At 74.4% G+C, this 22,225-nt stretch carries 19 protein-coding genes; 6 read left to right on the plus strand and 13 right to left on the minus strand.

The genetic code is table 11. The features are described from left to right. Positions 1 to 364: 364 nt before the first annotated feature. The 3 genes from guaA to Q0963_RS04885 all read right to left on the minus strand — a co-directional run bounded on the left by guaA (position 365) and on the right by Q0963_RS04885 (position 3,219). Positions 365 to 1,939, minus strand: coding sequence for a glutamine-hydrolyzing GMP synthase (guaA, locus tag Q0963_RS04875; RefSeq protein ID WP_299443629.1), 1,575 nt, complete (start codon positions 1,937 to 1,939; stop codon positions 365 to 367). An 88-nt stretch (positions 1,940 to 2,027) separates the two neighbouring features. Then, on the minus strand, positions 2,028 to 2,372 hold the full coding sequence (locus Q0963_RS04880; RefSeq protein WP_299443632.1) for a DUF3817 domain-containing protein: 345 nt from the start codon (positions 2,370 to 2,372) through the stop codon (positions 2,028 to 2,030). A 19-nt stretch (positions 2,373 to 2,391) separates the two neighbouring features. Further along, positions 2,392 to 3,219 carry an SURF1 family protein gene (locus Q0963_RS04885; RefSeq protein ID WP_299443435.1) on the minus strand — a complete coding sequence of 276 codons (828 nt, stop codon included), beginning with the start codon at positions 3,217 to 3,219 and terminating at the stop codon, positions 2,392 to 2,394. 154 nt (positions 3,220 to 3,373) lie between these two features. On the opposite strand from Q0963_RS04885, the gene Q0963_RS04890 reads away from it, so the two are divergent. After that, the gene (locus Q0963_RS04890) at positions 3,374 to 4,495 is read left to right on the plus strand and encodes an NAD(P)/FAD-dependent oxidoreductase (protein ID WP_299443438.1); all 1,122 of its coding nucleotides are present in this window, start codon (positions 3,374 to 3,376) and stop codon (positions 4,493 to 4,495) included. A gap of 7 nt (positions 4,496 to 4,502) precedes the next feature. Here Q0963_RS04890 and Q0963_RS04895 read toward each other — a convergent pair whose 3' ends face one another. Further along, a complete protein-coding gene (locus Q0963_RS04895; RefSeq protein ID WP_299443441.1) occupies positions 4,503 to 6,146 on the minus strand; it encodes a helix-turn-helix transcriptional regulator in 1,644 nt (547 codons plus the stop codon). Between the two features lie 97 nt (positions 6,147 to 6,243). Between Q0963_RS04895 and Q0963_RS04900 the strand changes: the two genes are divergently transcribed. Continuing rightward, on the plus strand, positions 6,244 to 7,956 hold the full coding sequence (locus tag Q0963_RS04900; RefSeq protein WP_299443444.1) for an ABC transporter ATP-binding protein: 1,713 nt from the start codon (positions 6,244 to 6,246) through the stop codon (positions 7,954 to 7,956). Next, positions 7,956 to 9,731 carry an ABC transporter ATP-binding protein gene (locus Q0963_RS04905; RefSeq protein ID WP_299443447.1) on the plus strand — a complete coding sequence of 592 codons (1,776 nt, stop codon included), beginning with the start codon at positions 7,956 to 7,958 and terminating at the stop codon, positions 9,729 to 9,731. The genes Q0963_RS04900 and Q0963_RS04905 overlap by 1 nt, the downstream gene beginning before the upstream one ends. Positions 9,732 to 9,795: 64 nt before the next feature. On the opposite strand, the gene Q0963_RS04910 is transcribed toward Q0963_RS04905, so the two are convergent. Next, entirely contained in the window at positions 9,796 to 10,686 is an 891-nt protein-coding gene (locus Q0963_RS04910; protein ID WP_299443450.1) for a LysR family transcriptional regulator, read from the minus strand. Between the two features lie 207 nt (positions 10,687 to 10,893). Between Q0963_RS04910 and Q0963_RS04915 the strand changes: the two genes are divergently transcribed. Then, the gene (locus Q0963_RS04915; protein WP_299443453.1) at positions 10,894 to 11,487 is read left to right on the plus strand and encodes a hypothetical protein; all 594 of its coding nucleotides are present in this window, start codon (positions 10,894 to 10,896) and stop codon (positions 11,485 to 11,487) included. Between the two features lie 69 nt (positions 11,488 to 11,556). On the opposite strand, the gene Q0963_RS04920 is transcribed toward Q0963_RS04915, so the two are convergent. From Q0963_RS04920 to Q0963_RS04940, 5 genes are all read right to left on the minus strand, one after another. Then, entirely contained in the window at positions 11,557 to 11,880 is a 324-nt protein-coding gene (locus Q0963_RS04920; protein WP_299443456.1) for a DUF1905 domain-containing protein, read from the minus strand. Positions 11,881 to 11,892: 12 nt separating this feature from the next. Beyond that, positions 11,893 to 12,078, minus strand: a complete 186-nt coding sequence (locus Q0963_RS04925) for a hypothetical protein (RefSeq protein ID WP_299443459.1) — start codon at positions 12,076 to 12,078, stop codon at positions 11,893 to 11,895. A 188-nt stretch (positions 12,079 to 12,266) separates the two neighbouring features. Further along, positions 12,267 to 14,000 (minus strand): GMC family oxidoreductase, encoded by a 1,734-nt coding sequence (locus Q0963_RS04930; protein WP_299443462.1) that lies wholly within the window; start codon positions 13,998 to 14,000, stop codon positions 12,267 to 12,269. Beyond that, on the minus strand, positions 13,997 to 15,580 hold the full coding sequence (locus Q0963_RS04935; RefSeq protein WP_299443465.1) for a succinic semialdehyde dehydrogenase: 1,584 nt from the start codon (positions 15,578 to 15,580) through the stop codon (positions 13,997 to 13,999). The genes Q0963_RS04930 and Q0963_RS04935 overlap by 4 nt, the downstream gene beginning before the upstream one ends. Positions 15,581 to 15,628: 48 nt before the next feature. Then, on the minus strand, positions 15,629 to 16,750 hold the full coding sequence (locus Q0963_RS04940) for a GuaB3 family IMP dehydrogenase-related protein (RefSeq protein WP_299443468.1): 1,122 nt from the start codon (positions 16,748 to 16,750) through the stop codon (positions 15,629 to 15,631). 99 nt (positions 16,751 to 16,849) lie between these two features. Between Q0963_RS04940 and Q0963_RS04945 the strand changes: the two genes are divergently transcribed. Then, positions 16,850 to 17,887 (plus strand): P1 family peptidase, encoded by a 1,038-nt coding sequence (locus Q0963_RS04945; RefSeq protein ID WP_299443471.1) that lies wholly within the window; start codon positions 16,850 to 16,852, stop codon positions 17,885 to 17,887. Between the two features lie 50 nt (positions 17,888 to 17,937). Here the strand turns inward: Q0963_RS04945 and Q0963_RS04950 are convergent, their stop codons facing one another. Then, positions 17,938 to 18,876 (minus strand): hypothetical protein, encoded by a 939-nt coding sequence (locus tag Q0963_RS04950; protein WP_299443474.1) that lies wholly within the window; start codon positions 18,874 to 18,876, stop codon positions 17,938 to 17,940. A gap of 45 nt (positions 18,877 to 18,921) precedes the next feature. Continuing rightward, entirely contained in the window at positions 18,922 to 20,532 is a 1,611-nt protein-coding gene (gene guaB / locus Q0963_RS04955) for an IMP dehydrogenase (RefSeq protein WP_299443477.1), read from the minus strand. 226 nt (positions 20,533 to 20,758) lie between these two features. Between guaB and Q0963_RS04960 the strand changes: the two genes are divergently transcribed. Then, positions 20,759 to 21,049 carry a WhiB family transcriptional regulator gene (locus tag Q0963_RS04960; RefSeq protein ID WP_299443480.1) on the plus strand — a complete coding sequence of 97 codons (291 nt, stop codon included), beginning with the start codon at positions 20,759 to 20,761 and terminating at the stop codon, positions 21,047 to 21,049. Between the two features lie 301 nt (positions 21,050 to 21,350). Here Q0963_RS04960 and aroE read toward each other — a convergent pair whose 3' ends face one another. Beyond that, positions 21,351 to 22,205, minus strand: coding sequence for a shikimate dehydrogenase (gene aroE / locus Q0963_RS04965; protein WP_299443483.1), 855 nt, complete (start codon positions 22,203 to 22,205; stop codon positions 21,351 to 21,353). Between the last annotated feature and the right edge of the window lie 20 nt (positions 22,206 to 22,225).

The following is a 22,225-nucleotide window of genomic DNA, read 5'->3' on the forward strand; positions in this document are numbered from 1 at the left end:
GGGGTCGCCAGGGGATGGTGGCCTCAGCCTGCCATGGACACCGACCGCCGAGGCCGAGGAGCCGCAGCCAGTGGGCCGGGAGCCGGGAGCCAGGAGCCAGGAGCCAGGAGCCAGGAGCCAGGAGCCAGGAGCCAGGAGCCAGGAGCCAGGAGCCGGGAGCCGGGAGCCGGGAGCAACATGTCCATCCCGGAATCGCTCCGCCACCCGGAGGTATCCGTCCGGATGCGGAGGAGGGAATGTCCGGATTCGGAGCGATACCTCCGCCATCCGGATCGATTCCGGGCCCCGTCTATTGAGTCTCTGGGGGTGGCCGGCTCTCGCTGGCCATCCCGGCGACGTCACCCGTCGAGCCCGGTGTCGCGGGCTACTCCCACTCGATGGTGCCCGGCGGCTTGCTCGTCACGTCCAGGACGACCCGGTTGACCTCGCGCACCTCGTTCGTGATGCGCGTCGAGATCTTCGCGAGCACCTCGTAGGGGATGCGCGTCCAGTCGGCGGTCATCGCGTCCTCGGACGACACCGGCCGCAGCACGACCGGGTGCCCGTAGGTGCGGCCGTCGCCCTGGACGCCGACCGAGCGGACGTCGGCGAGCAGGACGACCGGGCACTGCCAGATCTCGCGGTCCAGCCCCGCGGTCGACAGCTCCTCGCGCGCCACCTGGTCGGCGGCACGCAGGACGTCGAGCCGGTCCTTGGTGACCTCGCCGACGATCCGGATCCCGAGCCCCGGCCCCGGGAACGGCTGGCGCCACACGATCCCTTCGGGGACGCCGAGCTCGAGCCCGACCTGGCGCACCTCGTCCTTGAAGAGCAGGCGCAGCGGCTCGACGAGCTTGAACTGGAGGTCGTCGGGCAGCCCCCCCACGTTGTGGTGGCTCTTGATGTTGGCCGCCCCGGTGCCGCCACCGGACTCGACGACGTCCGGGTAGAGGGTGCCCTGGACGAGGAACTCGACCGGGTGGTCCGCCTCCCCGCCGTGCTCCCCGACGATGTCGCGCGCGGCCTGCTCGAAGACCCGGATGAACTCCCGGCCGATGATCTTGCGCTTCTCCTCGGGGTCACTGACGCCGGCCAGCGCCTCCAGGAAGCGGTCGGCCGCGTCGACGGTGACGAGGTCGACCCCGGTCGCGTCGACGAAGTCCTGCTGCACCTGCTCGGCCTCGCCGGAGCGCAGCAGCCCGTGGTCGACGAAGACGCAGGTCAGCTGGTCCCCGACGGCACGCTGCACCAGGGCCGCCGCGACCGACGAGTCGACCCCGCCGGACAGCCCGCAGATGACCCGCTTGTCGCCGATCTGCTCCCGGACGGCGCCGACGAGCTCCTCGACGACGTTGGCCGCGGTCCACTCCCCCGTGAGGCCGGCCCCCTTGTGCAGGAAGTTCTCCAGGACCCGCTGCCCGAACGTCGAGTGCATGACCTCGGGGTGCCACTGGACCCCGTAGAGCCGACGCTCGTCGTCCTCGAAGCCGGCGACGGGCGCCCCGGACGTCGTCGCCGTGACCCGCATGCCCTCGGGCGCCTCCTCGACGGAGTCGCCGTGGCTCATCCACACCGACTGGTCGACCGGCTGGCCGTTGAAGAGCGTCGAGGCGGTGTCGAGCACGGTCGCCGGCGTGGCCCCGAACTCCGAGAGCCCGGTCTTGGCCACCGTCCCGCCCAGGGCCAGCGCCATCGCCTGGAAGCCGTAGCACATGCCGAACACGGGGACGCCGGCCTGCAGGATCGCCGGGTCGAGGCGCGGGGCGCCCTCCTCGTACACCGACGACGGGCCGCCGGACAGCACGATGGCCGCGGGGCCCTTGGCGAGCATCTCGTCGGCCGGCATCGAGTGCGGCACGACCTCGCTGAAGCAGTTGGCCTCACGCACCCGCCGGGCGATGAGCTGGGCGTACTGGGCGCCGAAGTCGACGACGAGGACGGGCCGGTCGGCGAGATGCACGGGGGCACCGCCCTCGACGACGGCGTGGGAGGGGTCGACCGGGGACGGGTCGGCCGGCAGTTCGGGGGCGTCGCTCACGCGGCCAAGGTTATCGGCGCGAGGCCGCGAGTCCGGCCTCGACCTCCCGGGCCACGCGGCGCTCGACCCAGAAGGAGAGGAACGGCACACAGCCGGCGAGCATGACGAGCACCATCTTCGTCAGCGACCAGCCCACCTTGAAGCCGAGGACGGCCGTCGCGACGAGGTAGACCATGTAGATGAAGCCGTGCGGCTGGGGCCACCAGGCCAGCGGGTTCGCGTCACCCTTGAGCCCGTACCCGTAGGCGAGCACCATCTCGACGACGAGGACGAGCAGGCCGACCCCGACGATGAACGCCATGACCTTGAAGAAGGTGAGCCGGGGGCGGACGGCGTCGGCATCCTCGACGGCGATGGCGGTGTCCGGACGGGCGTCAGGGGTGCTCACGCACACCATTGTCTCCCGTGCGGGCGAGGGGACCGCCTGGGGGTTCCGGCGCCCCCTCCGGAGCCCCCTCCGGCGCCGCCCCGGGGGTCGCGCCCTCGCCCGACCCCGCGGTCCTCACGCGCTCCTCGCGGACCATCCGCCACCACAACCACAGCCCGAACCCGGCGAACACCCACCACTGCACCGCGTACGCGGCGTTGCGCCAGTTCACGCCGGTCGGCCCGAGCGGGGTGGGCACCTTCGTCAGCTGCGGGCCCGTCGCCGGGTCCTCGGCCTCGAGGAAGAGGAAGGCGTTGTAGAGGTCCCCGGGCCAGGTGTTGACGAGCACCGAGGTGTCGACCGAGCCGATCTCGCCCGGCCCGGCGGGCACGCTCGACGGTGACTCCGGCGGGGCGAGACCGCCCGCGAGGGTGACCGGCCCCTCCGGCGGTGGGCCGGCCTCGTCGGCGGACCGGACGAACCCCCGCAGCACCGGCAGCGTGGCTCCGGTCGCGTCGACGACGAACGGGGTGAGCACCCACGACCCGTCGGCGCCGTCGAGCCGCCGCTGCGGGACGAGCAGCTGACCGTCGGCGTACCGACCGGTGACGGTGACGGGCCGGGTCGACAGCTCACCCGGGAAGGCCGTGTGCGGGGTGAGGACGCTGGTCAGCTCGGCGGCCGGGGCCGATCGCGCCTGCTCCAGCGCCTCCTGGGCGGCCCGGTTCTCGGCGACCCCGAGCTGCCACCGGCCGAGCTGGACGAACGCGCCCCCCACGACGAGCACGATCACCAGCAGTCCGAGGAACCTCGGGGTGAGAGCCGTCCGCAGCACATCACGAGGCTACGCGACCCCCCTGAGCGCCCCCGCCCGGCGGGCGATGGTCATTGCACGCCACCGCCGGCCGCCCCAGATGGGCATCCCGGCCGATGCCCGCCCCTGCGCGCCGTTCCTACCGTGGCCTCACCCCTCACGACAGGAGAGCATCATGGACACCGTCGAGCATGTGGACACCGTCGTCGTCGGGGCCGGCCAGGCCGGCCTCGTCACCGCTCGCGAGCTCACGCTCCGCGGCCGGGAGTGCCTCGTCGTCGACCGCGCCGCGCGGGTCGGCGACGGCTGGCGCCAGCAGTACGACTCGCTGCGGCTCTACACCCCCGGCCGCTACACCAGCCTGCCCGGCCTGCGCTTCCCCGGGAACCCTGACGAGTGCCCGGGCAAGGACGAGGTCGCCGACTACCTGGAGGCCTACGCCCGGCACTGCGAGGTCCCGCTGCGGCTGCGCACCGGGGTCGACCGCGTCGCCCGTGCCGCGGACGGTACCGACGGCTTCGACGTCACGACGAGCCGCGGCACCATCCGCTGCCGCAACGTCGTCGTCGCCACCGGCACCTTCGGGCGCACCCCCGCCGTCCCGGAGTGGGCCGGCGACCTCGACCCCGATATCCTCCAGCTCCACTCGAGCTCCTACCGGCGGCCCGGGCAGCTGCGCGACGGTCCCGTCCTCGTCGTCGGCGCGTCCCACTCCGGCTGCGACATCGCCCTGGAGCTGGCCGCCGACCGCACGACCCACCTCGCCGGCCGGGACTGCGGGCAGCTCCCCGCGCGGTGGCGGGGCCGGCGGGCGCCCGGGGCGCTGCCCCTGATGGTCTTCGCCTGGAAGCACGTCCTCACCCGCAGCACGCCCATGGGTCGGCGGATGATGCCCGAGGTCCGGGGCCACGGCGGACCGATGCTCCGGGTCAAGCGCTCCGACCTCGCCGCCGCGGGTGTCGTGCGCCACCTCGACCGGGTCGAGTCGGTGACCCGGGGCCGCCCGACCCTCGCCGACGGCACCGTCCTCGACGTCGCGAACGTCGTGTGGGCGACGGGGTTCCGGCAGCAGTTCGGCTGGCTGGACCTGCCGGTCGTCGGCGACGACGGGTGGCCGCGGGAGTACCGCGGGGTCTCGGACGACGTGCCGGGCCTGTACTTCTGCGGGCTCGCGTTCCAGTACGCGTTCTCCTCGATGGTCCTGCCCGGCGTCGGCCGGGACGCCGCCTACGTCGCGGACCACCTGGTGCGCCACCGGTCCACGGATCCGGTGCGCGACCGCGCCCGGGCGGCGTGAGCACGGCCTACGAGCCGACGAGGTCGTGCTCGTAGGCGAACGCGGCGGCCGCGGTCCGGCTCGTCACGCCGAGCTTGGTGAAGATGTTGCTCAGGTGCCGGGCGACGGTGCGCTCGCTGAGCACGAGGTCGGCGGCGATCTGGGCGTTGCTCCGGCCGGTGGCGACGAGTCGGAGCACTTCCACCTCGCGCTCGCTGAGCCCGGCCGGACGGCCACCGGAGCCGAGCACCGCGTCGACGGCCTGCACCTCCGGGCGCGCGCCGAGACGGTGGAACGCGGCCCGCCCCGCCGCCAGCTCCTGCCGGGCCGACTCCTCGTCGCCCGTGGCGAGCAGCGCGAGCCCGGTGCCGACCGCGGCTCGGGCTGCGGGGTGAGCGAGGTCCAGTCGGGCCGCCAGCTGGCGGGCCTTGCGGAACCACGGCAGCGCGCCGACCGGGTCGCCGTCGTGTCGCAGCACCTCGCCCGCGGCGAGCGCGGCCTCGGCGTGCAGGCACGGGGAGCCGAACGACGCGGCGAGGTCCTCGAGCTCGCGGGCCGCCCGCCGGCACTCGTCAGGGGTGCCGCCCTCGTCGGTCGCGAGGAGCACCCGCACCACCCCCGGGAGGATCCTGGCCCGGGGCACCGGCCCGGTCACCTCCGCGAGGACCCGCAGCACGGCGCGGCGGGCGGCGGCGTCCCTCCCGTGCGCCAGCCACAGCTCGGCGAGCCCGGGCTGCGGGTCGACCCCGCGCTCCGCGGCGAGCCGATAGGCCTCCTCGGCCTCGGCGAGGTCCCCGCGCAGCCGCAGCAGGTCCCCACGCTCGGACGCAGCCTGTCCGACGGCGTCGACGGCACCCGCCCGGGTGTACCGCTCGACGGCGGCCTCGAGCTCGTCGAGGGCCTCGAGCCACGCCCCGTGGGCGCGAAGCACCTGCGCCCGGTGCAGCGAGCACTGGCCGGTGAAGACGACGAGCTGGGGGTGCGCCGCACACCAGCGACTCAGCAGGTCCGTCCACTCCGACACCCGGGCGACGTCGCTGACCTCCTGGCAGCCCTCGATCGCGGTGCAGTACACCTGCCCGAGCAGGACGGGGTCGAGCCGCTCCGTGCCCGCTTCGACCATCGACTCGTCGAGGAGGGCGATGCCGGCCGAGACCTGTCCCGCGTAGATGGCCAGTCGCCCCTGGGAGCACAGGCCGAGGGCGGTGAGCCCGGCATCAGCGTGCCGGCGCCCGGCTTCGGTCGCGCGGCCGGCGCACGCCGCGGCGTCGGCGAGCTCCCCTGCCCGGAGGTGGCTGAACATCTGTGCGAAGGCCACGTACCCGGCCTCGAGCGACCCCGGCGGCAGCGCCTCGACGACCCGTTCCGCCCGGGCCACCCACCCCGAGGAGGCGGCCGCGTCACCCGTGGTGCCCGCCATCATCGCGAGGTGGAAGGCGCACGTCACCGCTCCCGTCGGGTCACCGGCCGCGAGCCGCTCCTGGAACCCCCGTCGGTAGAGCTCGACCGACAGCGGGACCCGACCCAGGAGGTGGGCGGCGGCGGCCGCCGAGAGGAGGTCGTCCCCGGTCAGCGCATCCGGGGGCACCCCGGACCAGCGCTCCAGGGCTGCCGTCCACTCACCGCGCTCGAAGTCGGCGCGGGCGCGGACGAACTCGTCGACGACACCCATGACAGGCCTCCTCCGTCGAGGGTACGCGGACCGTGGCGCGAGCGGCCGGAAACCCGTTCGCGCCCGCCGGTCCCCGGGGCCTAGCGTGGACCGCGACATGCCGACGCGACCTGCCTGGACGTACGGCGTGCGACCCGGGGACGCACCGCCGGCGGACGCCGACCGCCTCCTCGTCTGGCTCGCACGCCGGCAATGGCGCACCCTCCTGGCCGGCGCGGGCTTCGGCATCCCCTGGATGCTCTCGGTCGCCCTCGTCCCCGCCGCGGTCGGCCGCGCCGTCGACGAGGGCATCGTCGCGCGCGACGGGCGGGCGCTGATCCTGTGGTCCCTGGCCGTCGTCGGCCTCGGCGTCGTCTCGGCGGTCGCCGGCAACGGGCGGCACTGGTTCGCCGTCAAGAACTGGCTCACCGCCGCCTTCCGTGCCGGAGTCGTCGCCGACCGCGCGGTCCGTCGCTCCGGGCCCGCGCTCACCCGGTCGATGCCCGCCGGCGAGGTCCTGGCCAGCTTCACCAGCGACTTCGGCCGGATGGGGCACAGCTTCGACGTCTTCGCCCGGTTCATGGGCGCGATCGTCTCGTTCGTCGTCGTCGCCGTCATCCTGCTGCGCGGCTCGGTGCTCCTCGGGCTCATCATGCTGTTCGGCGGACCGCTGCTCGTCGCGTCCCTCGCGTTCGTCATGAAGCCGCTGCAGCGGCGGCAGAGCGCCCAGCGTGAGGAAGCCGGCCGCCTCACCGCGCTCGGCGCCGACACCGTCGCCGGGCTGCGCGTGCTGCGCGGGATCGGCGGCGAGGAGTCCTTCCTCGCCCGCTACCGCGCCCAGTCCCGGACCGTGCGGCGGGCGGGGGTCCGGGTCGCCGGCACCCAGGCGACGCTGGACGCCGCCCAGGTCCTCCTGCCGGGCATCTTCGTCCTCGTCGTCACCGGGGTCGGGGCCAACCTCGCCGTCGCCGGGGAGATCAGCCCGGGCCAGCTCGTCGCGTTCTACGGGTACACCGCGTTCCTCACCATCCCCCTGCAGACGGCCGTCGAGATGGCCGACAAGCTCATCACGACCCGGGTCGCGGCCCGGCGGCTCGCCCGCATCCTCGCGGTCGAGCCCGACCACCCCGACCTGCCGGCTCGCGGCCTCGCCCCGGGGGACGGCCCCCTCGTCGACCCGGCGTCGGGGGTCACCGCCGAGCCGGGGCTGCTCACCGCGCTCGTCAGTGCCCGGCCCGAGGACTCCGCTACCGTCGCGGCCCGGCTGGGCCGGGCCCTGCCGGGCCGGCACGGCGTCACCTGGGGTGGGGTGGGGCTCGACGACCTCCCGGTCGCCGACGTCCGCTCGCGGATCCTCGTCTCGCCGCCGGACCCGCGGCTGTTCAGCGGCCCGCTCCGTCGCGAGCTCGGCGACGCCGACGACGACCTGCTGCTCGAGGCCCTCGAGGTCGCCGACGCCCGGGACGCGCTCGCGGCCGTCGAGGGTGGCCTCGACGGCGAGCTCGAGGAACGCGGGCGGTCCCTCTCCGGCGGCCAGCGCCAGCGGCTCGCTCTCGCCCGCGCGCTCCTGCGCGACCCCGAGGTCCTCGTCCTCGTCGAACCGACCAGTGCCGTCGACGCGCACACCGAGGCACGCATCGCGGGCCGGCTCGCGGCCCACCGCAAGGGCCGCACCACCGTGGTCGTCACGGCCAGCCCGCTGCTCCTCGACCACGCCGACACCGTCCACCTGCTCGCCGGCGAGCGGGTCGTCGCCACCGGGACCCATCGCGAGCTCTCCCGGTCGCACCCGGAGTACCGCGCGGTCGTCGTCCGCGGCGAGGAGGACTGATGTCGCCCCTGTCCGGGCGCACCGACCACGCCCGCCGCACCCTCCCCATCGCACCCGGGTCGGTCGTGCGCGCGCACGTCGCGGTCCTGCTGCGCGAGCACCGCCGGCCCCTCGCGTGGGTGCTGCTCTGGCACCTCGTCGCCGCCGTCGTCGGCCTCGCCGGGCCGTGGGTGATCGGCCAGGTGGTCGGCGCCGTCACGACCGGACGCGCGACCATCACCGACATCGACGTGCTCGTCCTCCTGCTCGGCGCCGCCCTCGTCGCCGAGACGGCCACGACCTGGGTGGCCCGCCGAGGGTCGTTCGTGCTGTCCGAGCACGTCTTCGCGCGGCTCCGCGAGGACTTCGTCCGCTCGGCCGTCCGGCTCCCGCTGTCGACGGTGGAGCGGGCCGGCACCGGCGACCTCCTGGCCCGCACGACCAACGACATCGACGCCATCAGCTACGTCATCCGGTTCGGGATCCCGACGGTGGTCGTCTCGTGCACGACGGTGCTCGTCACCGGCGTCGCGACCGTCCTGGCGTCCCCGCTCGCCGCCCTGCCGCTGCTCCTGACCCCGCTCATCTGGTTCCTCCCGACGCGGCGCTACCTGCGGCTCGCCGGGCCGGGCTACCTCTGGGAGCACGCCACGTACGCGCGCCTCAACGGGGTCGCGGCCGAGACCGTCGACGGCGCCGCCACCGTCGACGCCCTCGGCCTCCAGAATGAGCGCGGCGAGCGGTTCCTCGAGGCGATCGGCGAGAGCCACGACGCCGAGCGCTACACGGTGGGCCTGCGGCTGCGCTGGTTCCCGTGGCTCGAGGTGGGCTTCTTCGCGCCGGTCGCCGGCGCCCTGCTCTGGGGCGGCTTCCTCGCATGGGAGGGCGTCATCCCGGTCGCCACCGCCACCGCCGTCGTCCTGTACGTCCAGCGCCTCCTCGACCCGCTCGGCGAGCTCGTCGGCATGCTCGACGAGATCCAGTTCGCGGCGACGTCGATGTCGCGGATCCTCGGGGTCGGCGAGGTCCCGCCGGACCGGGTCGCCACCGGCGCCGAACCCGCCGACGACCGGATGCACGTCGACGGCGTCCGCTACGCGTACCGCACCGGCCAGGACGTCCTGCACGGGGTGTCCCTCGACCTGCGCCCGGGCGAGCGGCTGGCCGTCGTCGGGCCGTCGGGGGCGGGCAAGTCGACGCTCGGCCGGCTCATGGCCGGGGTCGACGGGCCTCGCACGGGGCGGATCACCGTCGGCGGGGTGCCCCTGGTCGACCTCGAGCTCGACGAGCTGCGCGGCCAGGTCGCCCTCGTGACCCAGGAGCACCACGTGTTCGTCGGCACCCTCGCCGACAACCTGCGGCTGCCCCGCCCGACGGCCCCGGACGAGGACCTGCTGGCGGCGCTCGACGCCGTCGACGCGCTCGACTGGGCGCAACGGCTGCCCGACGGGCTCGCCACGACCGTCGGCTCGGGCGGGCACCCCCTCACCGAGGCCCAGTCCCAGCAGGTCGCCCTCGCCCGGCTCGTGCTCGCCGACCCGCACACCCTCGTGCTCGACGAGGCGACCTCGCTGCTGGACCCGCGGGCGGCCCGGCACCTGGAGCGCTCGATGGCGGCCGTCCTCACCGGACGCACCGTCGTGGCCATCGCGCACCGGCTCCACACGGCGCACGACGCCGACCGGGTGGCGGTCGTCGACGACGGGCGGGTCCGCGAGCTCGGGTCGCACGCCGAGCTCATCGAGCGGGACGGTGACTACGCCTCCCTGTGGCGGTCCTGGCGCGACGAGGGCTGACCGTCACCGGGGGGCCTCCCTGCGGGTCGCCGGCGCCGACGGGAGTCCGGGGCGACGACCCGCGTCAGAACCAGCTCGGCGGCGGTGACATCCGCGTCGCGAGGTCCACGAGCCGGGCGACGCGCTGCCCGCCCCGAGGTCCTCGGAAGCACAGGTCCACCGACAACGGGGGCACGTCGCGGATGGGGACCATCCGGACACCGGCGGGGGCGTACAGCTCCGAGAAGAGCTCGATCGTCACCGTCGCCCCGTCACCGGCGCGGATGGCACCGATCATCCCCTCGATGCTCGACTGGACCTCGCCGCTGAGGCGGGGCGGACCGCCCCTGAGGTCGTCGAGCCTCCACGCCGCGTCCCAGACGTCGTCCCCGACGTCCACCGGGATCCACCCCAGACGGTCGACGTCCTCGAGGCACACGGTGTCGAGGTCGGCGGGGACCTCGTCCTCGGGCAGGAGCGCCATCCTCCGCTGCCGCCCCAGGGGTACCCGCGTCAACCGGGCGTCGATGGACGTCGGCCCGACGAGGATCGCCGCCTCGCTCTGGCGGGTCCGGAGGCCACAGGTCGGGTCGCTCCAGTCGACGACGCTGACGGTGAGCTGTGTCCGCTCGCGTGCCGCGGCGAGAGCCTCACCCACCTGCCGGAGCAGGGAGCTGCCCAACCCGTAGAAGCTGCCGACGACGAGCTCGTCGTGGTCCCGCAGTCGCTCGATCTCGTGGCGGACGTCCGAATGCGCCTCCACGAGCGCGGTCGCAGGTGCGAGCAGCGCGCGTCCCGAGGGGGTCAGCTCGACGGATCTCGTCGTCCTCGCGAACAGACCCTGTTGCACTTCGTGCTCGAGCTTGCGGATCGTCTGACTGACCGACGGCGTCGAGACCCCCAGCCGGGCCGCCGCACGCGTGAAGCTGAGCTCCTCGGCGACCGCCACGAACACGTTCGCGGCCCTGACGTCCATGCTCGTCACCTCGAGCGAATGCGGGTTTGTTAGGAGTACCTGAACGCAGACTTAGCCCCACCAGTCTGGCCCCGGCCCCGTGACCCTGCAAGCATCGAAGGAGCCAGGGCCTCTGCGGTCGAGTCCACACCCGACTTGCCCTGACCCCGTCGACGACACGGCCGGCGTGCCACGCGCGGCGGCGACGCACGCACAAGGGAGACGAGCATGGAACCACTCATCCGTCGGACCGCCGCCGTGGTCTTCGCGGGCGGAGTCCTCCTCGGCGGAGGCGTCACCGGCGCAGCCGCGGCGCCCCAGGGCTATGACGAGGTGGACCACGAGGCGGGGAGGTTCTACGGGAACTTCGACATCGACGTCCTGCTCTTCGCCGGGGAGACGGCCGAGTACTTGTGCAGCGGTGCTCCAGTACCGGTGGTCACCGCCCGGGTGTACCAGCGGAACGACGGCGGCGCCGACCTCAAGGTCAACTCCGCCGGCATGCCGGTCTACCTGTACCACTCACCGCTCGGCGCTCCGGAGTTCATCGACGAGACCTGTGCGGCGGTGGCCGACGGCGATCCGTCGACCGTGCCGGTCCCCCCGTTCGCCGTCGGGACGGCCCGTTTCAAGGAACGCATCACGGTCTCGGCCGAGGGGGTCGTGGAGATCTACAACGGCGTCAACGGGACTGCGAGCGACTCCGCGGGGACGACGTGGAAGGTCCGGACCTGGGCCGACTTCGTCCTCGATGACGACGGGGTGCCGATCGGCGATCCCGCCGACTTCCAGGGTCTCGCCCTCCACGAGATCGGGCGCTGACCGCCCCGCCCGGGCGCCGTCGACCTGCGCACCGGTCGAGCGCGCGACGAGGCTGACCCGTCCGGCCGGTCACGGACCGGCGGTGGCGTCGAGCACCCGGATCGTGACGGGGACGGCCCGGCCGTCCGCGAGGTCCTCGGCGACGCGGACCGCCTTCTTCACGGGCAGGACGTAGGCCGCCTCCTCCGTCGACGGAAAGAGGCTGGTGCGCCACACGGTGGCGCCAACGGTCACCTCGACCCGGACCGAGCCGAAGCCGCCGGTGGCGTCACCGACGACCTGGTCGACCTCGTCGCTGACGTCCTGTGGCACCGTGACGAAGTGCCAGGACCCCTCCCGCCAGCGCCACAGGGGCACGGTGAAGCTCCACACCTGCCCGGCGGAGGACTCCACCCGGTGAGTGTCTCAGGTGCCGGAGACACCGGCCCAGGTGAGGACGGGCGCCCGGGTGTGGCCGGGGATCGTCCCCGACGCCACCGTCGCCGCGAGGATCGCGGCACAGGCGACGGTCGCGACGGCGATGACGCGCAGGCCGAAGTGGACCCGGGACCAGCCGGTGGTGGCGATGGTGGCGGAGCGACGCGCCGGCATGGTTCTCCTTCTCGCACGAGGTTCGACGACCGAAGATTAGTGACGCGGTTCCGCCGCGGCCGCGGGAACCGGGCGCCACCGGTCCGAACGTCGACCCGGTCCGCGGACGTTCGGACGGGCCCGGATGGCTCTTCGGCTGACTGCGGGCGCTGGTGCGCGTGTCGGGTCGCGCTGCGGAACGTCCTCCGCTACAAGCGGACTCCCCCGACCTCGGAGCCCCTCTCGGCGGGTCGGGTCCCACCCCGGCCGCCCGTCGTCGAGAGCGCGGACTGCGCCGGACGCAGGTCGGCAGCGCCCCGGACGGGCCAGTGCGCCATCGCCCGCTCGGCCTGGGCGGTGATCGTCAGGGACGGGTTGGCGCCGAGGTTGGCCGAGACCGCGGAGCCGTCGAGCACCGAGATCCCGGGGTGGCCCCACACCCGCTGGTAGCGGTCGAGCACGCCGTCCCGGGGCGAGCCGGCGATCGGCGCGCCCCCGAGGAAGTGCGCGGTCATCGGCACGTCGAACACCTCGGCCCACGTCCCGCCGACGGCCGTGTACTCGCCGGTCGCGGCCTCCAGCCGCGCCGCCAGGGCCTCCATCCCGCGGTAGCCCTGCGGGATGTAGCTCGGGTTGGGCTCTCCGTGCCCCTGGGTCGAGGTGAGCCCCGGCCGCCCCCGCCGACGCACGCCCGAGACCCGCAGCGAGTTGTCGTGGGTCTGCATGACGAGCCCGACGACGGTCCGCTGGCTCCACCGCCGCGTGACCGGCATCATCCGGAGCAGCGGCCGGGGGTCGCGGGCCAGCGTGGCGAGGAACTCCAGCCAGCGCGGACGCCCGGTGCCACCGGGGACCGCGAGCGTCGTGAGCAGGCCCATCGCGTCCGAGCCCTTGCCGTAACGGCAGTTCTCGATGTGGGTGTCGGCGTCGACGTGGAAGCTCGTCGTGATGGCGACCCCCCGGGTGAGGTCGGCCGTCCGCGGCGGGCGCTCGGTGATCGCGCCGACGAGCGCCTCGGAGTTGGTGCGGGTGAGCGCCCCGAGCCGGTCCGAGAGGCGCGGCAGCTCGCCCGCGTCCTTCATCGCGTGCAGCAGGGTCTGGGTGCCCCAGGTGCCGGCGGCGACGACGACCCGCCGGGCGGTGACGACCTGCCGGTCCCGGCCCCCGACCGGGCCGGTGCGCTCGTGCAGGACGCGGTACACCGCGCCGTCGCCGTCGCCGTCGTCCGCTGACCCGGGGACGACCCCGAGCCGGGTCACCGTGCGCATCGGCCGGATCTCGACCCCGCGGCGCTCGGCGAGCGCGAGGTAGTTCTTCACGAGCGTGTTCTTGGCCCCGACCCGGCAGCCGACCATGCAGTTGCCGCACTCGGTGCAGCCGGTCCGCCGTGGTCCGGCGCCCCCGAAGTACGGGTCGTCGACGGTCTCGCCCGGCGTGCCGAAGTACACCCCGACCGGGGTACGCCGGAACGTGTCCCGGACGCCCAGGTCCGCGGCTGCCCCCTCCATCGCCCGCTCGACCGGCCCGTCGCAGGTGTTCGCCACGACGCCGAGCATCCGGCTCGCGGTGTCGTAGTGCGGGGCGAGCTCGGCCTCCCAGTCGGCGAGGTCCCGCCACTGGGGGTCCTGGTAGAAGGCCCGCGGCGGCCGGTACAGGGTGTTCGCGTAGTTGAGCGACCCCCCACCGACGCCGGCCCCGGCGAGCACGACGACGTCCGGGAGCCGGTGGATCCGCTGCACCCCGTAGCAGCCGAGCCGTGGAGCCCACAGGAACCGCCGGAGGTCCCATGACGTGCGCGCGAAGTCGCTGTCCGCGAAGCGCCTGCCGGCCTCGATGACGAGCACCCGGTAGCCCTTCTCGGCGGCTCGGAGTGCCGCCACGGACCCCCCGAAGCCCGACCCGATGACGACGACGTCGACATCGGGCTCGTCCGATGCCGTCACGGCAGTCCCACCGCCTTGAGGACGCGCAGCGCCCCCGTGAGCGCGCGGGCGTACCGCTCGCCGGCCAGCCCCGGCACGTCGGAGATGTTGACGAGCCGCTGGACGGTGACGTTCTGGCTCTCGGTGTACTTGAGGATGCCCTCGCGGCCGTGGCGCCGACCCAGCCCGGAGGCCTTCATCCCGCCCATCGGCGACCCGATGCTCCCCCACGCGGCCGCGTAGCCCTCGTTGACGTTGACCGTGCCCGTCTCGATCCGCGCGGCGAGGGCACGGCCACGAGCGATGTCACGGGTCCAGACCGAGGCGTTGAGGCCGTACTCGGTGTCGTTGGCAAGCGCGACGGCGGCGTCGTCGGAGGCCACCCGGTAGAGCGCGGCGACGGGACCGAAGGTCTCCTCGTCGCGGCACGCCATCGCCGAGGTCACCTCGGTCAGCACGGTCGGCTCGACGACGAACGGGCCGATGTCCGGCCTGGCCCGCCCCCCGGTGAGGACCGTGGCCCCCTTGGCGACCGCGTCGTCGAGATGAGCGAGGACGCGCTCCAGCTGTCCCGGCCCGGCGAGGCTGCCCATGTCGGCGTCCCAGTGCAGCGCCGTCGACAGGCGGATCCGCCCCATCGCGTCGAGGAGCCGCCCGAGGAACTCGTCGGCCACCGCCTCGTGGACGACGAGCCGCTCCGCGCTCACGCACAGCTGCCCGGCGGACGCGAAGCACGTCTGGATCACGCCGGGAACGGCCCGGCGCAGGTCGGCGTCCGCGGCGACGTAGACGGTGTTCTTGCCGCCGAGCTCGAGGGTGGCGCCGACGAGCCGGCGACCGGCGGTCTGCGCGACAACCCTCCCGGTGGCGGTCGACCCGGTGAAGCACACGTAGTCGGCCCGCTCCACGACGGCCTTGCCCGTCGGGTCGCCGGGGCCGAGCACGACCTGGACGACGTCGGCGGGCAGCCCGGCCTCGACCATGAGCGCGACGGCGGTCAGCGCGGTAAGGGACCCCTGCGGGTCCGGGCGGAGCAGCACGGCGTTGCCGGCGAGCAGCGCCGGGAGCGCATCGGTCACCGACAGGCTGAGCGGGTAGTTCCACGGCGAGACGATGCCGACGACACCCCGTGGCCGGTGGTGCGAGCTGCTGCGGGTGAGCACCGGGACGCCCCCGAGGTGCCGCTCGGACGCGAGGTGCCGCGGGCCGCGCCGGGCGTAGTACCGGGCGACCAGCGCGCAGTCGGCGACCTCCTCGAACGCGTGCACCCGGGCCTTGCCCGACTCGAGCTGGACGAGGTCGAGCAAGTCGGACTGGCGCTCGAGCACGAGGTCGTGCAGCCGGAGCAGGACCCGCGAGCGGTCGGCCATGGGCATCCGGGCCCACCGGCGCTGGGCCGCGCGGGCCCGGTCGAGCGCGACGGCGACGTCCGAGGCCGTCGAGGTGGGGAGGGTGGCGAGCGGGGCGCCGGTCATCGGCGTGTGCGTCGTCATCGGCGGACCCGACGCCACGACGCTCCCGAGGAGCCGGCGCACCCGCCCCGGGTCGACCGCGTAGGTGGCGCGGGGGTCGGTCTCCGGGTCGGCGATGACGTCGGGCATTACCGCAGAGTAACGACCGGGTCGGCCGCTGGCACCCCGTTCCCTCGGTCAGCTGCGCTGGTACGGCGCGACGACGACCTCGACGCGCTGGAACTCCTTGAGGTCGAGGTAGCCCGAGGTCGCCATCGCCCGGCGCAGCGCGCCGACGAGGTTCGTCGTGCCGTCGGCCAGCCGGCCGGGCCCGAACAGCAGCTCCTCGAGCGGGGCGACGGCGCCGACCTCGACGCGGTGCCCCCGCGGCAGCTCGGCGTGGTAGGCCTCCGGACCCCAGTGGAAGCCGCGGCCCGGGGCGTCGGTGGCCCGGGCGAGGGCGGCGCCGAGCATCACCGCGTCCGCCCCGCAGGCCACGGCCTTGACGAGGTCGCCGCTGGTGCCCACGCCGCCGTCGGCGATGACGTGCACGTAGCGCCCGCCGGACTCGTCGAGGTAGTCGCGGCGGGCCGCGGCGACATCGGCGATCGCGGACGCCATCGGCGCGTGGATGCCCAGCGTCGCGCGGGTCGTGTGGGCGGCGCCGCCGCCGAAGCCGACGAGCACGCCCGCGGCACCGGTGCGCATGAGGTGCAGCGCGGCGGAGTAGGACGCGGCGCCCCCGACGATGACGGGGACGTCGAGCTCGTAGATGAAACGCTTGAGGTTGAGCGGCTCGGCGCGGCCCGAGACGTGCTCGGCCGACACCGTGGTCCCGCGGATGACGAACAGGTCGACCCCGGCGTCGACGACGGTCTTCCACAGCTGCTGCGTCCGCTGCGGTGTCAGCGCCCCGGCCACGGTGACACCGGCGTCCCGGATGACGCGCAGGCGTTCGGTGACGAGCTCGGGCTGGATGTCGGCTCGGTAGATCTCCTGCAGCCGCTGGGTCGCCAGCGCGGGGTCGAGCGTCGCGATCTCGGCGAGCAGCGGCGCCGGGTCCTCGTAGCGCGTCCACAGGCCCTCGAGGTCGAGCACCGGCAGGCCGCCGTGGTTGCCGAGGGCGATCGCGGACTCCGGGGACATCACCGAGTCCATCGGGGCCCCGATGACGGGGATGTCGAAGTGGTACGCGTCGATCTGCCAGCCCGTCGACACCTCCTCGGGGTCGCGGGTGCGCCGCGAGGGCACGATCGCGATGTCGTCGAAGGAGTAGGCGCGGCGACCGCGCTTGCCACGGCCGATCTCGATCTCGGTCACCGGGGCAGCCTACCGACGCGGGAGGTCGTTCCCGTCGCCCCGGTCCCCCGCCCGCCCGTCGAGGTCGGAGACGAGGCCCGCATCGGTCATGCTGGGCGGGTGCGAGCCGGCCCCCACAACGCCATCACCGACGTCGACGGTGTCCTCCTCGGGCACGCCACCCGGGACGCCCCGGGCTGGCTCACCGGGGTGACGGTCGTCGTCCCGCCCGCCGGCACGGTCGGCGGGGTGGACGTGCGCGGCGGGGGGCCCGGGACGCGGGAGACCGACCTGCTCGACCCGGCCGCCCTCGTCGACGCGGTCGACGCCGTCGTCCTGGCCGGCGGGAGCGCGTTCGGGCTCGCCGCGGCGGACGGCGTCGCCGGCGCCGCCTGGGAGGACGGGCGCGGCTGGCCGGTGGGCCCTGGCGAGGACGAACGCGTCCCGATCGTGCCGGGGGCGATCCTCTTCGACCTCGGCCGCGGCGGGCACTGGCGGCACCATCCCGGCCCCGACGACGGCGCCTCCGCCTACCGTGCGGCGACGGGCGGGCCGGTGGCCGAGGGCTCGGTGGGCGCCGGGACCGGAGCGCGCACCGGCGGCCTGCGCGGCGGGGTGGGGACGGCCTCGGCGGTGCTCGACTCCGGGGTCACGGTCGCCGCCCTCGTCGTCGTCAACGCCGCCGGCGAGGCGGTCGGGGCCGACGGCACGCTGCTCGGGCTCGGGTGGGCCCTCGGGGACGAGCTGGGCGAGGTGCCCCGCCCCGACCCGGAGGCGGTGGCCGCCTACGTCGAGCAGCGGCGGGCCGAGGCCGAGGCCCTGCGGGCCGGGCGGGCGACGACGCTCGCGGTCGTGGCGACCGACGCGAGTCTCGACAAGGCCGGGTGCCGGCGTCTGGCGACCGTCTGCCACGACGGCATGGCCCGTGGCCTGTCGCCCGTCCACACCGCCGTCGACGGCGACACCGTCTTCACCCTCGCGACGGGGGCGCGGCCCGCCCCCGAGGGGGTCGACCTGTTCGGGCTCCACGACGCGGCGGCGCGGTGCGTCACCCGGGCCATCACCCGCGCGCTGCTCGCCGCGACCTCCGTCGACCGCAGTGCCGACGGTGGCCTCGTGGCCCCGACCTGGCGCGATGCGCTGACCCGGCGCGGCTGACCGCACCCCCGGGAGCGGCGACGACCGGGTCACCGCGGGTCCGCCACCGGTCAGCCGAGCCGCCGGGCCAGCAGGTCGGCGAGGCGGTTCATCTGCCAGACGTGGGCGGAGTCGCCGTCGGTCTGGACGACGGCCGGGCCGACGCCGACCGTGATGATGGCGACGGCGTAGCCACCGACGATGCCCATCTGGCGCGTCTCGGACGAGGGGGTGAGCCAGCCGCCCTTGAAGGCGCCCGCCCCGATCGTGCCGAGGCCCCACTCGTGGGCCGGGATGGGGTTCATCTCGCCGAGCAGGTAGCGGCTGGCCTGGGCGCTCACGACCCGGCCCCCGGCGAGCGCCGCCATGAACCGCACCTGTTCGCGGGGACTCCACGACATCGTGCCCTGTGATCGGTCCGGTGCGGTCGTCGTGCCGTCCCCGATGGCGCGCAGGACGTTGGTGATGGCGGCTCCGGGGCTGCCCGGGATCCTGTCGCGGATCGCCACGACGGCGTTGCCGTCGCTGCGGGTGAGCGCCGCCCGGATCCACCCCCGCTCGGTTGCGGGGATCTTCGACGGGTCGCCGTCGACGACGGTGTCGAGGTAGGCGGCGACGACGAGGACCTTCGACGTCGACCAGGCCCGGTGGCTGGGGACCGATCCCTCGACCTGCACGGCGGACGGGTCGGACAACGGGGCCCACACGATCGCGCTGCGGGTGTCACCGCGCAGGCTCGTCAGCCGGTCCGACCCCTCGACCTGCCCGCCCGGCGCCGGGGCGGGCGCGGCCGTGCCGGGCGCCGGGGTCGGGGCCGGGACCGCGATGACGAGGTCCTCGGTCGAGGAGGGTCGGGGCGAGGCCCGCGTCGGGGTGGGCGCCCGGGACGGCGCGACCCGGCCCGACGTCACCGTCTCGGGTGAGGCGCTCGGGGTCACCGGGGCAGCCTCGGACCCGCACCCGGTGACGAGGGCGAGCGCGAGGACGACGAGGACGGAGGCGCGACGCACCCGCTGGACCTTACGTGGCGCCAGCCGAGGGCACGATTCGGGCGGTCAGCGCTGGGACGAGTAGTTGGGCGCCTCGACGATGCCGGTGATGTCGTGCGGGTGCGACTCCCGCAGGCCCGCCGTCGTGATCCGGATGAACCGGCCGCGCTCCTTGAGCGCGGGCACGGTGTGCGCCCCGACGTAGAACATCGACTGGTGCAGTCCGCCGACGAGCTGGTGCACGACGGCGCCCACGGGACCCCGGTAGGCCACCTGGCCCTCGATGCCCTCGGGGACGATCTTGTCGTCGGAGGTGACGTCGGCCTGGAAGTAGCGGTCCTTGCTGTAGGACTTCTTGCCGCGCGAGGACATCGCCCCGAGCGACCCCATGCCGCGGTAGGCCTTGAACTGCTTGCCGTTGATGAAGACGAGCTCGCCGGGGCTCTCCTCGCAGCCGGCGAGCAGCGAGCCGATCATCACGGTGTCGGCACCGGCGACGAGGGCCTTGGCGATGTCGCCCGAGTACTGGAGGCCGCCGTCGCCGATGAGCGGCACGCCCGCCGGGGCGCAGGCGAGCGAGGCCTGGTGGATGGCGGTGACTTGGGGGACGCCCACCCCCGCGACGACGCGCGTGGTGCAGATGGACCCCGGCCCGACCCCGACCTTGACCGCGTCGACCCCGGCGTCGACGAGGGCCTGGGCGCCCGCGCGGGTGGCGACGTTGCCGCCGATGACCTGGACGTGCCGCAGGGCCGGGTCCTTCTTGACCCGCTCGATCATCTCGAGGAGGAGCCGGGCGTGGCCGTGCGCGGTGTCGACGACGAGCACGTCGACGCCGGCCTCGACGAGGGTGGTGGCGCGCTGCCACGCCTCACCGAAGTAGCCGACGGCCGCGCCGACCAGGAGCCGGCCGTCGGCGTCCTTGCTCGCATGCGGGAACTGCTCGGACTTCACGAAGTCCTTGACGGTGATGAGCCCCCGGAGCCGGTCGCCATCGTCGATGATCGGCAGCCGCTCGCGCTTGTGCTGGCGGAGCAGCGTCGTGGCCTCCTCGTGGCTGATGCCGACGTGGCCGGTGATGAGCGGCATCGGCGTCATGACGTCGCGCACGAGCGTGTCGCCCCACTCGGCGACGGGCGTGAACCGCAGGTCGCGGTTGGTGACGATGCCGAGCAGACGGTCCGTGGGGTCGACGACCGGCAGCCCCGAGACCCGGTAGCGGCCGCAGCGGTCGTCGAGCTCCTCGAGGGTGGCGTCCGGCCCGATCGTCACCGGGTTGGAGATCATCCCGGTCTGGGTGCGCTTCACGAGGTCGACCTGGTACGCCTGGTCCTCGATCGAGAGATTGCGGTGCAGGATGCCGAGGCCGCCGTGGCGGGCCATCGCGATCGCCATCCGGGCCTCGGTGACGGTGTCCATCGCGGCGGAGACGAGCGGCACCCGCAGCGAGATCTCGCGGGTGAGGCGGGCGGTGGTGTCGACCTCGCTCGGGATGACGTCGGTCTCGCCCGGCTGCAGGAGCACGTCGTCGTAGGTCAGCCCGATCTCGGCGAAGGGGCCCGCGGGGTCGGGCTGGGTGGACCCGGCCGGGACGCCGGCCGACGGGGCCGCCGGGTGGTCCTCGCGCGGCGCGGACGGCTCGGCGGCGGGGCTGGTCTCGTGGAGTCCGAGGCTCATCACCCGATTCTACGGTCCCGCGGGCCGCGGGACCGACCACGTCGCCGCACACCTCGGACGCACGAGGCGGGCGGCATCACCGCCTTCGCGGCTTTGCATCCGCTTGGCAGTCGCGCCTGCACCTTGACCAAAGGCTTACCTCCCCCTTGCCCACCCTCGGCGAAACGGCTCCTAGCGTGACTCTCGTCGCCGCTCAGGGGAAGCGGCCCAACTGGTGGAGGTACACATGGCCGAGATCACCCGGCTTCCGGGCCCCGTGGCCGACCTGTGGGACTGGCAGTACGACGGCGCCTGCCGCGCCGTCGGCCCCGATGTCTTCTTCCACCCCGAGGGCGAGCGGGGCAGCAAGCGCCACCGCCGGGCGAGCGCGGCCAAGGACATCTGCCTCGCCTGCCCCGTCATCCAGGAGTGCCGCGCGCACGCCCTGGCCGTGCGCGAGCCGTACGGCGTCTGGGGTGGGCTCACCGAGGACGAGCGCGAGTCCGTATACGCGCAGGCCCGGCACATCGCGTCCTGACCGGACGCACCATCTGCTCCGGCGCTCCACCACAGGGCGCCGGCTCGACCTCCGGGGGTCGAGAAGCCGGGTCACCGGTCGGCGGTCGTGGGGGCGAGAGCCCACGACCGGCCGGAACCGTGGGGGTGAGAGCCCACGGTGCACCGTGACCCACCTGGCCGCGGGCCGGGTCGTGGGGGCGAGAGCCCACGACCCGGCCCGCGGCCGTCGTGGACCCGCGCCCGGGCGGACGTGCTCCCGCCCGGGCGCGGACCCAGGCAGCCCCTGAGCGCCACTGACGCCTCGACGACCTGCGGGGCGCTCAGGGGTGCTCCCAACCTCCGATGGCCTCGTCCAGGGCGCTGCCCATGACCGAGCGGTCCGGATCGACCCCGGTCCACAGGGCGATGTTGACCGCGGCCTGGTCGATGAGCATGCCCCGTCCCTCGAGGGTCGTGGCCCCGGCCGCCCGGGCCCGCTGGAGGAAGTCGGTGTCGGGCGGGTTCGGGATCACATCGCAGACGACGAGATGCCCCGCATCCGGTCCAACGTCGAAGGGGACGTCCCCCGAGCCCGGCAGGCCGAGCGAGGTGGCGTTGACCACGACGGTCGTCCCGGCAGGCGGCGTCAGCCGACCGTCCCATGCCAGGACGTCGGAGGTCGTCGCGGTGTGGTCGGCGACGAGGGCGGCGACCTGGACCGCCTTGTCGACGCTGCGGTTGGCGACCGTTACGTGCGCGGCCCCGGCCAGGGCGAGCTCGACGGCGATGGCCCGGGCCGCACCACCCGCCCCGAGGAGGAGTACGTGCTGTCCGGCCGGGTCGGCGACCGTGCGCAGCGAGCCGAGGAAACCCTGGCCGTCGGTGTTGTGGCCGAGCATGCGGCCTTCGGTGAGCACCACGCAGTTCACGGCACCGATGAGCTCGGCAGACCGGTTCAGCCCGTCGATGAGGTCGATGACCGCGACCTTGTGGGGCAGCGAGCAGTTGAATCCGATCCAGCCCATCGCCCGGGCGCCGGCGACGGCGTCCGCCAGCCGTTCCGGAGCCACGTCGCAGTTGACGTAGCGCACGTCCAGCCCGTGATGGGCGTACGCCGCCTCGACCATGGCGCCGGTCGGGTTGCCGCCCGCCGGCGTCGAGAACGATCCTGTGATGTCCGGCAGCAGGCTGACCATGCCTGCAGCCTAACCTTGGG

The sequence above is a fragment of the uncultured Phycicoccus sp. genome (assembly GCF_947495705.1).
Classification (GTDB): domain Bacteria; phylum Actinomycetota; class Actinomycetes; order Actinomycetales; family Dermatophilaceae; genus Phycicoccus.